This window comes from Pseudoalteromonas sp. MMG033 (assembly GCF_057197785.1).
The window spans coordinates 1,682,919-1,690,000 of sequence record NZ_CM170070.1; the positions used below are offsets into that span (position 1 = coordinate 1,682,919).

The following is a 7,082-nucleotide window of genomic DNA, read 5'->3' on the forward strand; positions in this document are numbered from 1 at the left end:
AGTTGGAGTAGACGATGGCGAAACTGCATGAAGTGTACAAAGACAAAGTAGTAAAAGAACTTTTTGAAAAGTTCGGTTACAGCTCTGTCATGCAAGTCCCTCAGATCGAGAAGATCACACTTAACATGGGTGTGGGCGAAGCCCTAGCTGACAAGAAAATTCTAGAAAATGCTGTTGCAGACCTAGAAGCAATCTCTGGTCAGAAGCCTCTAGTGACTAAAGCACGCAAATCAGTTGCTGGCTTTAAGATCCGTGAAGGTTACCCAATTGGCTGTAAAGTAACCCTACGCGGCGAGCGTATGTGGGATTTCCTTGAGCGTTTAGTCTCAATCGCGATGCCACGTATTCGTGACTTCCGCGGTGTTAGCGCAAAGTCTTTTGACGGTCGCGGTAACTACTCTATGGGCGTACGTGAGCAAATCATCTTCCCAGAAATTGATTATGATAAAGTAGACCGTGTTCGCGGTATGGATATCACAATCACTACTTCTGCGAAAACAGATGATGAAGGCCGTGCGTTATTAGAAGCGTTCAACTTCCCATTCAAAAAGTAAGGGTAGGGTTATGGCAAAGAATTCAATGAAAGCGCGTGACGTAAAACGTGCTAAATTAGTTGCACAGTACGCAGAAAAGCGTGCTGCACTTAAAGCTATCATCAGCGATGTTAAAACATCTGATGATGAGCGTTGGGACGCGGTATTAAAGCTTCAGTCTTTACCGCGTGATTCTAGCCCTTCACGTCAACGTAATCGTTGTAACATTACGGGCCGCCCACATGGTTACCTTCGCAAGTTCGGCCTAAGCCGTATCAAAGTTCGCGAAGCAGCTATGCGCGGTGAAATTCCTGGCCTTAAAAAGGCTTCTTGGTAATAGAATCACGGGAGTAAGACATGAGCTTGCAAGATCCAATCGCGGATTTGTTTACACGCATCCGTAACGGTCAGTCTGCGAAGAAGGTAGAAGTAACAATGCCAACTTCAAAGCTGAAAGTAGCTGTTGCTGACGTACTGAAAAACGAAGGTTTCATCACTGGTTATTCAGTATCAGGCGACGTAAAAGCAGAATTGACTATCGAACTTAAGTACTTCGAAGGCAAAGCTGTTATCGAAAGCATCCAGCGTGTTAGCCGCCCTGGTCTACGTATCTACAAGAAACGTGACGAATTACCTAAGGTAATGGGTGGTCTAGGTATCGCTATCGTATCAACTTCTAAAGGCCTGATGACAGACCGCGCTGCGCGTACCGCTGGTGTTGGTGGTGAAATCATTGGCTTTGTAGCTTAATCGGAGGGGAACTATGTCTCGTATTGCGAAGGCTCCTATTGCTGTTCCTGCCGGTGTTGAAGTTGCAATTAACGGCCAGGAAATCAAAGTTAAAGGTAAAAACGGTGAATTGACTCGCGTTCTTAACGACGCAGTTGAAGTTGTTCTTAACGACAACGTTATCACTACAGCACCTCGTGAAGTAGCAAATGCTTGGGCTCAAGCTGGTACTGCACGCGCTCTGATCAACAACATGATCATCGGCGTTAACGAAGGTTTTGAAAAGAAACTACAACTAGTCGGTGTTGGTTACCGTGCTGCAGTTAAGGGTAAAGTTTTAGACTTAACTCTTGGCTTCTCACACCCAGTGAACTTCGAGATCCCAGCGGGTATCACTATCGAAGCTCCAAGCCAGACTGAAATCGTTGTTAAAGGCGCAGACAAGCAGCTAGTTGGTCAAACTGCTGCAAACATCCGCTCATATCGTGAACCAGAGCCTTATAAAGGTAAAGGTGTACGTTACGCTGATGAGCACGTGCGTCGTAAAGAGGCTAAGAAGAAGTAAGGTAAGACGATGGATAAGAAAACAGCTCGTCTACGTCGTGCTAAGCGCACTCGTAGAAATATTATCGAACAAGGCACAACGCGTCTTGTTATCCACCGCACGCCACGTCACATATACGCTCAAATCGTAAACGTTGAGGGTATTGTACTGGCTGCTGCTTCTACTGTTGAAAAAGCAATTGCTGAAACAGTTAAAGGCACTGGCAACATCGAAGCTGCACAAGCAGTTGGTAAAGCAGTTGCTGAACGCGCGGCAGACAAAGGCATCGAAAAGCTTGCTTTTGACCGCAGTGGCTTTAAATATCACGGCCGTGTGAAGGCGCTTGCTGATGCAGCGCGTGAAGCCGGTCTGCAATTCTAGGAGTAGACAATGGCTAACGTAGAAGCAAAGCAACAACAGCCTGATTTGGCTGAAAAGCTAATCGCGGTAAACCGTGTGTCTAAAGTGGTTAAAGGTGGTCGTATCTTTAGCTTCACTGCACTAACTGTAGTTGGTGATGGCGCAGGTAAAGTAGGTTTTGGTTACGGTAAAGCACGCGAAGTTCCAGCTGCGATTCAAAAAGCAATGGAAAAAGCACGCCGTAACATGGTAAATGTTGATCTTAACGGTCACACGCTACAGCACCCAATCAAGGGTCGCCACGCGGGTTCTAAAGTATACATGCAGCCTGCATCTGAAGGTACAGGTATCATCGCCGGTGGTGCGATGCGTGCAGTACTAGAAGTAGCTGGTGTACAGAACGTACTTTCAAAAGCATACGGTTCTACTAACCCGATCAACATCGTTCGCGCAACAATTTCTGCTCTAGAGAACATGAACTCTCCAGAGAAGATCGCTGCGAAACGTGGTCTTAGCGTAGATGAAATCTTGGGGTAAGAAACCATGGCAAACACAGTTAAAGTAACACAAGTACGTAGCTCAATCGGTCGTTTACCGAAGCATAAAGCTACATTACGTGGCCTTGGTTTACGTCGTATCAACCATACTGTTGAGCTAGAAGATACTCCAGCAGTACGTGGTATGATCAACCAAGTTTCTTACATGGTTAAGGTTGAGGGCTAATTCGATGCAATTGAATACACTTTCTCCTGCTGCAGGTTCAAAAACTGCTGGTAAGCGCGTTGGTCGTGGTATCGGCTCTGGTCTAGGTAAGACTGGTGGTCGTGGTCACAAAGGTCAAAAGTCGCGTTCTGGCGGTAAAGTACGTGTTGGTTTTGAAGGCGGTCAAATGCCTATGCAACGCCGTCTACCAAAGTTTGGCTTCACTTCACGCAAATCACTAGTATCTGCTGAAGTTAACCTTTTCGAAATCGCGAAGGTTGAAGGCGACGTGGTAGAGCTAAGCACACTACAAGCAGCTGGTATCGTTAAGAAGAACATTCAGTTCGTTAAAGTTGTTAAATCTGGCGAAGTTTCACGCGCAGTTACTGTTAAAGGCATTAAAGTGTCTAAAGGTGCTCGCGAAGCTATCGAAGCTGCCGGAGGCAAGGTAGAAGACTAAGGAAGTACACTATGGCTAAACCAGGTCAAGATATGCAAAGCGCACAAAGTGGGCTTGCGGAGTTGAAGCGCCGATTACTATTCGTATTGGGTGCCATCATTATTTACCGTTTAGGTTCATTCGTGCCTATCCCTGGGATTGACGCCGCTGTACTTGCCGAGTTCTTCGAGCAACAAAAGGGCACCATCTTTGCCATGTTTAACATGTTCAGTGGTGGTGCGCTTGAGCGTGCATCTGTACTTGCGCTGGGTATTATGCCTTATATCTCAGCCTCGATTATCATGCAGCTATTAACGCATATACATCCTGCGATGATAGAGCTGAAAAAAGAGGGTGAGCAAGGTCGTAAGAAGATCAGTCAGTACACGCGTTACGGCACGCTCGTGCTTGCTACAATACAGTCGATCGGTATTGCAACTAACCTGCCAAATATGATGCAAGGCTTGGTTGTGAATCCTGGTTTCGGTTTCTACTTCACCGCAGTGGTGAGTTTAGTAACTGGTACTATGTTCCTGATGTGGCTGGGCGAACAAATTACAGAACGTGGTATCGGTAACGGTATCTCAGTACTGATATTTGTTGGTATTGTAGCTAACCTGCCGTCTGCAATCGGTTCGACAGCAGAAATGGCGCGCCAAGGCGATTTGAATGTCTTTATCTTAGCACTTATTGCGTTTATCGTTGTCGCAGTAACTTACATGGTAGTATTCTTTGAGCGTGGTCAACGTCGTATTGTCGTTAACTATGCGAAACGCCAGCAAGGCCGTCAGGTTTTTGCAGCGCAGAGTACACACTTACCATTGAAAGTTAACATGGCAGGGGTTATTCCACCAATATTTGCTAGCAGCATCATTCTGTTCCCTGGTACAATTGCAAGCTGGTTCGGCCAAGGTGAAGGTCCACTTGCTGATGCACTACAAGCAGTGTCAGCTGTGTTGACCCCAGGTCAGCCTCTGTACGCAATGGTACTAGCCGCAGCGATTATTTTCTTCTGCTTTTTCTACACAGCGTTGGTGTTTAACCCACGTGAGACAGCAGATAATTTGAAAAAATCTGGCGCATTTATTCCAGGTTATCGCCCAGGTGAGCAGACGTCTAAATACATTGATAAAGTGATGACACGCCTGACATTGGCAGGTGCAATGTACATTACCTTTATCTGTCTGGTGCCCGAGTTTATGACCATGGCATGGCAAACACCATTCTACTTCGGCGGTACATCTATTTTGATTATCGTTGTTGTTATCATGGACTTTATGGCACAAGTACAGACTCATTTGATGTCTCATCAATATGATTCTGTGCTGAAAAAAGCAAACCTTAAAGGCTACGGCCGATAGGGTCTGTTACGGAGTTGAGTTATGAAAGTACGTGCTTCCGTTAAGAAAATTTGCCGTAACTGTAAAGTTATCAAACGTGCTGGTGTAGTACGCGTGATCTGCAGTGAGCCTAAGCACAAGCAAAGGCAAGGCTAAGAAATCTAGTCGTGCAGGCTAAGTTAATCACTTAGCCTGTTTCATTGGTAAAACTTGAATGTCGGTTGGGTATCCTGTACGGGCTTTCCAACAAGATGATAATCAGGTTTATTTATAGGAGATATGTTAGTGGCCCGTATCGCAGGCATTAACGTTCCTGACCATAAGCATGCTGTTATTGGTTTAACAAGCATCTATGGTGTAGGTAAAACTCGCGCTAAGGCTATCTTAGCTGCGACAGGTATCGCTGAAACTACTAAAATCGGCGAGTTAAACGACGAAACTCTTGACATCCTTCGTGAAGAAGTTGGCAAGTACACTGTTGAAGGTGATCTTCGTCGTGAAGTAACACTAAACATCAAACGTCTTATGGACCTTGGTTGTTTCCGTGGCTTACGTCACCGTCGTTCGTTACCACTACGTGGTCAACGTACTAAGACTAACGCGCGTACTCGTAAGGGTCCACGCAAGCCTATCAAGAAATAAGGTGGGGTAAGTTATGGCAAAAGCACCAATTCGTCGTAAAAAGGTCAAAAAGCAAGTTGTTGATGGTATGGCTCACGTTCATGCTTCTTTCAACAACACTATTGTGACCATCACTGACCGTCAAGGTAATGCTCTTTCTTGGGCGACTGCGGGTGGTTCAGGTTTCCGTGGTTCTCGTAAGTCTACTCCGTTCGCTGCACAGGTTGCTGCTGAGCGCGCAGGTACTGCTGCACAAGAGTACGGTCTTAAGAACCTAGAAGTATTCATTAAAGGTCCAGGTCCAGGCCGTGAGTCTGCTGTACGTGCATTGAATGCTGCTGGTTTCCGTATCACAAACATCACTGACGTGACGCCAATCCCACATAATGGTTGTCGTCCACCGAAGAAACGTCGCGTATAATTAATAGGTTAGGAGAAAGAACATGGCAAGATATTTGGGCCCTAAGCTCAAGCTGAGTCGTCGTGAAGGTACTGACCTGTTCCTTAAAAGCGGCGTAAGAGCAATTGACTCTAAGTGTAAACTAGAAACAGCACCTGGTCAGCACGGCGCACGTAAAGGTCGTCTATCTGACTACGGTTTACAGTTACGTGAAAAGCAAAAAGTTCGTCGTATCTACGGTGTACTTGAAAAGCAATTCCGCAACTACTATAAAGAAGCTGCTCGCCTTAAAGGTAACACAGGTGAAAACTTGTTACAGCTTCTAGAGCAACGTCTAGACAATGTTGTATATCGCATGGGTTTTGCAAGCACACGTGCTGAAGCACGTCAGCTAGTAAGCCACAAAGCGATTATGGTTAATGGTCGTGTTGTGAACATTCCTTCTTTCGTTATTACTCCAGAAGATGTAGTAGTAATCCGTGAGAAGTCTAAGAAGCAAGCGCGTATCATCGCTGCTCTAGAGTTGGCTGAGCAACGCGAAAAGCCAACTTGGATTGAAGTTGACGGTAAGAAAATGGAAGGTACTTTCAAGCGCCTACCTGAGCGTTCTGATCTGTCTGCGGACATTAATGAACAACTAATCGTCGAACTTTACTCGAAGTAAAGTTAAGAGTTAAGAGAGGATAAAATGCAGGGTTCTGTAACCGAATTCCTAAAACCAAGATTAGTCGATATCGACGCTATCAACTCAACCCGTTCTAAAGTAGTTTTAGAGCCTCTAGAGCGTGGCTTTGGTCACACTTTAGGTAATGCTTTACGTCGTATTCTTCTTTCGTCTATGCCGGGTTGTGCTGTGACAGAAGTAGAGATCGACGGTGTATTACACGAGTACAGCGCGAAAGAAGGCGTACAAGAAGACATCATTGAAATCCTGTTAAACCTTAAAGGTCTAGCAGTTACTTTAGAAGGTAAAGATGAAGTTTTCCTTACCCTGACTAAGTCTGGTGTAGGCCCTGTGACTGCGGCTGACATCCAGCACGACGGCGATGTAACAATTGCTAATCCTGAGCACGTTATTTGTCACTTAACTGCTGACAATAGCGATATCAGTATGCGTATCCGTGTTGAGCGCGGTCGTGGTTATGTTCCGGCGTCAAGTCGTTTATCCTCTGATGACGATGAGCGTCCAATTGGTCGTCTGTTGCTAGATGCATCATTCAGTCCAGTTGAGCGTATTGCGTACTCGGTTGAATCAGCCCGTGTTGAGCAGCGTACTGACTTAGATAAACTAATTATCGATATGGAAACTAATGGCACACTAGATCCTGAAGAAGCGATCCGTCGTGCATCTACAATCCTAGCTGAACAGCTAGAAGCGTTTGTAGACTTGCGTGATGTTTCTGAGCCAGAAGAA

The 7,082-nt window shown here is 45.7% G+C and carries 14 protein-coding genes (1 of these 14 only partly in view); all 14 read left to right on the forward strand.

Annotated features, from left to right (window positions below; genetic code table 11):
* Positions 1-14: 14 nt before the first annotated feature.
* Positions 15-554: a 50S ribosomal protein L5 gene (gene rplE / locus AC2CZC_RS07365; protein ID WP_010386945.1), complete on the forward strand. Its 540-nt coding sequence runs from the start codon at positions 15-17 to the stop codon at positions 552-554.
* 10 nt (positions 555-564) lie between these two features.
* Positions 565-870: a 30S ribosomal protein S14 gene (gene rpsN, locus AC2CZC_RS07370; protein ID WP_023401268.1), complete on the forward strand. Its 306-nt coding sequence runs from the start codon at positions 565-567 to the stop codon at positions 868-870.
* 20 nt (positions 871-890) lie between these two features.
* Positions 891-1,283, forward strand: coding sequence for a 30S ribosomal protein S8 (gene rpsH, locus AC2CZC_RS07375; protein WP_046357859.1), 393 nt, complete (start codon positions 891-893; stop codon positions 1,281-1,283).
* Positions 1,284-1,296: 13 nt separating this feature from the next.
* Positions 1,297-1,827: a 50S ribosomal protein L6 gene (gene rplF, locus AC2CZC_RS07380; RefSeq protein ID WP_023401266.1), complete on the forward strand. Its 531-nt coding sequence runs from the start codon at positions 1,297-1,299 to the stop codon at positions 1,825-1,827.
* A 9-nt stretch (positions 1,828-1,836) separates the two neighbouring features.
* Positions 1,837-2,187, forward strand: coding sequence for a 50S ribosomal protein L18 (gene rplR / locus AC2CZC_RS07385; RefSeq protein WP_023401265.1), 351 nt, complete (start codon positions 1,837-1,839; stop codon positions 2,185-2,187).
* Between the two features lie 9 nt (positions 2,188-2,196).
* Entirely contained in the window at positions 2,197-2,703 is a 507-nt protein-coding gene (gene rpsE, locus AC2CZC_RS07390) for a 30S ribosomal protein S5 (protein ID WP_023401264.1), read from the forward strand.
* 6 nt (positions 2,704-2,709) lie between these two features.
* Positions 2,710-2,889: a 50S ribosomal protein L30 gene (rpmD, locus tag AC2CZC_RS07395; protein ID WP_010378276.1), complete on the forward strand. Its 180-nt coding sequence runs from the start codon at positions 2,710-2,712 to the stop codon at positions 2,887-2,889.
* A gap of 4 nt (positions 2,890-2,893) precedes the next feature.
* Complete coding sequence (gene rplO, locus AC2CZC_RS07400; RefSeq protein ID WP_039611416.1) at positions 2,894-3,328, forward strand: 50S ribosomal protein L15; 435 nt, start codon at positions 2,894-2,896, stop codon at positions 3,326-3,328.
* Positions 3,329-3,339: 11 nt separating this feature from the next.
* On the forward strand, positions 3,340-4,668 hold the full coding sequence (secY, locus tag AC2CZC_RS07405; protein ID WP_023401262.1) for a preprotein translocase subunit SecY: 1,329 nt from the start codon (positions 3,340-3,342) through the stop codon (positions 4,666-4,668).
* A 21-nt stretch (positions 4,669-4,689) separates the two neighbouring features.
* Positions 4,690-4,803 (forward strand): 50S ribosomal protein L36, encoded by a 114-nt coding sequence (rpmJ, locus tag AC2CZC_RS07410; RefSeq protein ID WP_002959476.1) that lies wholly within the window; start codon positions 4,690-4,692, stop codon positions 4,801-4,803.
* Between the two features lie 129 nt (positions 4,804-4,932).
* Complete coding sequence (rpsM, locus tag AC2CZC_RS07415) at positions 4,933-5,289, forward strand: 30S ribosomal protein S13 (RefSeq protein ID WP_010378282.1); 357 nt, start codon at positions 4,933-4,935, stop codon at positions 5,287-5,289.
* A gap of 13 nt (positions 5,290-5,302) precedes the next feature.
* Positions 5,303-5,689 carry a 30S ribosomal protein S11 gene (gene rpsK / locus AC2CZC_RS07420; protein ID WP_010386935.1) on the forward strand — a complete coding sequence of 129 codons (387 nt, stop codon included), beginning with the start codon at positions 5,303-5,305 and terminating at the stop codon, positions 5,687-5,689.
* A gap of 22 nt (positions 5,690-5,711) precedes the next feature.
* Positions 5,712-6,332, forward strand: coding sequence for a 30S ribosomal protein S4 (gene rpsD / locus AC2CZC_RS07425; RefSeq protein ID WP_039611418.1), 621 nt, complete (start codon positions 5,712-5,714; stop codon positions 6,330-6,332).
* Between the two features lie 24 nt (positions 6,333-6,356).
* Positions 6,357-7,082, forward strand: partial view of a DNA-directed RNA polymerase subunit alpha gene (locus tag AC2CZC_RS07430; RefSeq protein ID WP_023401260.1) — the 5' portion only. It continues 261 nt past the right edge of the window; only the first 726 of its 987 coding nucleotides appear in the window; the start codon lies at positions 6,357-6,359; the stop codon falls past the right edge of the window.

Bases quoted from the DNA above. Each gene is read 5' to 3' on its own strand.
- rplE (WP_010386945.1), top strand. From the start codon at position 15: ATGGCGAAACTGCATGAAGTGTACAAAGACAAAGTAGTAAAAGAACTT.
- rpsN (WP_023401268.1), top strand. From the start codon at position 565: ATGGCAAAGAATTCAATGAAAGCGCGTGACGTAAAACGTGCTAAATTA.
- rpsH (WP_046357859.1), top strand. From the start codon at position 891: ATGAGCTTGCAAGATCCAATCGCGGATTTGTTTACACGCATCCGTAAC.
- rplF (WP_023401266.1), top strand. From the start codon at position 1,297: ATGTCTCGTATTGCGAAGGCTCCTATTGCTGTTCCTGCCGGTGTTGAA.
- rplR (WP_023401265.1), top strand. From the start codon at position 1,837: ATGGATAAGAAAACAGCTCGTCTACGTCGTGCTAAGCGCACTCGTAGA.
- rpsE (WP_023401264.1), top strand. From the start codon at position 2,197: ATGGCTAACGTAGAAGCAAAGCAACAACAGCCTGATTTGGCTGAAAAG.
- rpmD (WP_010378276.1), top strand. From the start codon at position 2,710: ATGGCAAACACAGTTAAAGTAACACAAGTACGTAGCTCAATCGGTCGT.
- rplO (WP_039611416.1), top strand. From the start codon at position 2,894: ATGCAATTGAATACACTTTCTCCTGCTGCAGGTTCAAAAACTGCTGGT.
- secY (WP_023401262.1), top strand. From the start codon at position 3,340: ATGGCTAAACCAGGTCAAGATATGCAAAGCGCACAAAGTGGGCTTGCG.
- rpmJ (WP_002959476.1), top strand. From the start codon at position 4,690: ATGAAAGTACGTGCTTCCGTTAAGAAAATTTGCCGTAACTGTAAAGTT.
- rpsK (WP_010386935.1), top strand. From the start codon at position 5,303: ATGGCAAAAGCACCAATTCGTCGTAAAAAGGTCAAAAAGCAAGTTGTT.
- rpsD (WP_039611418.1), top strand. From the start codon at position 5,712: ATGGCAAGATATTTGGGCCCTAAGCTCAAGCTGAGTCGTCGTGAAGGT.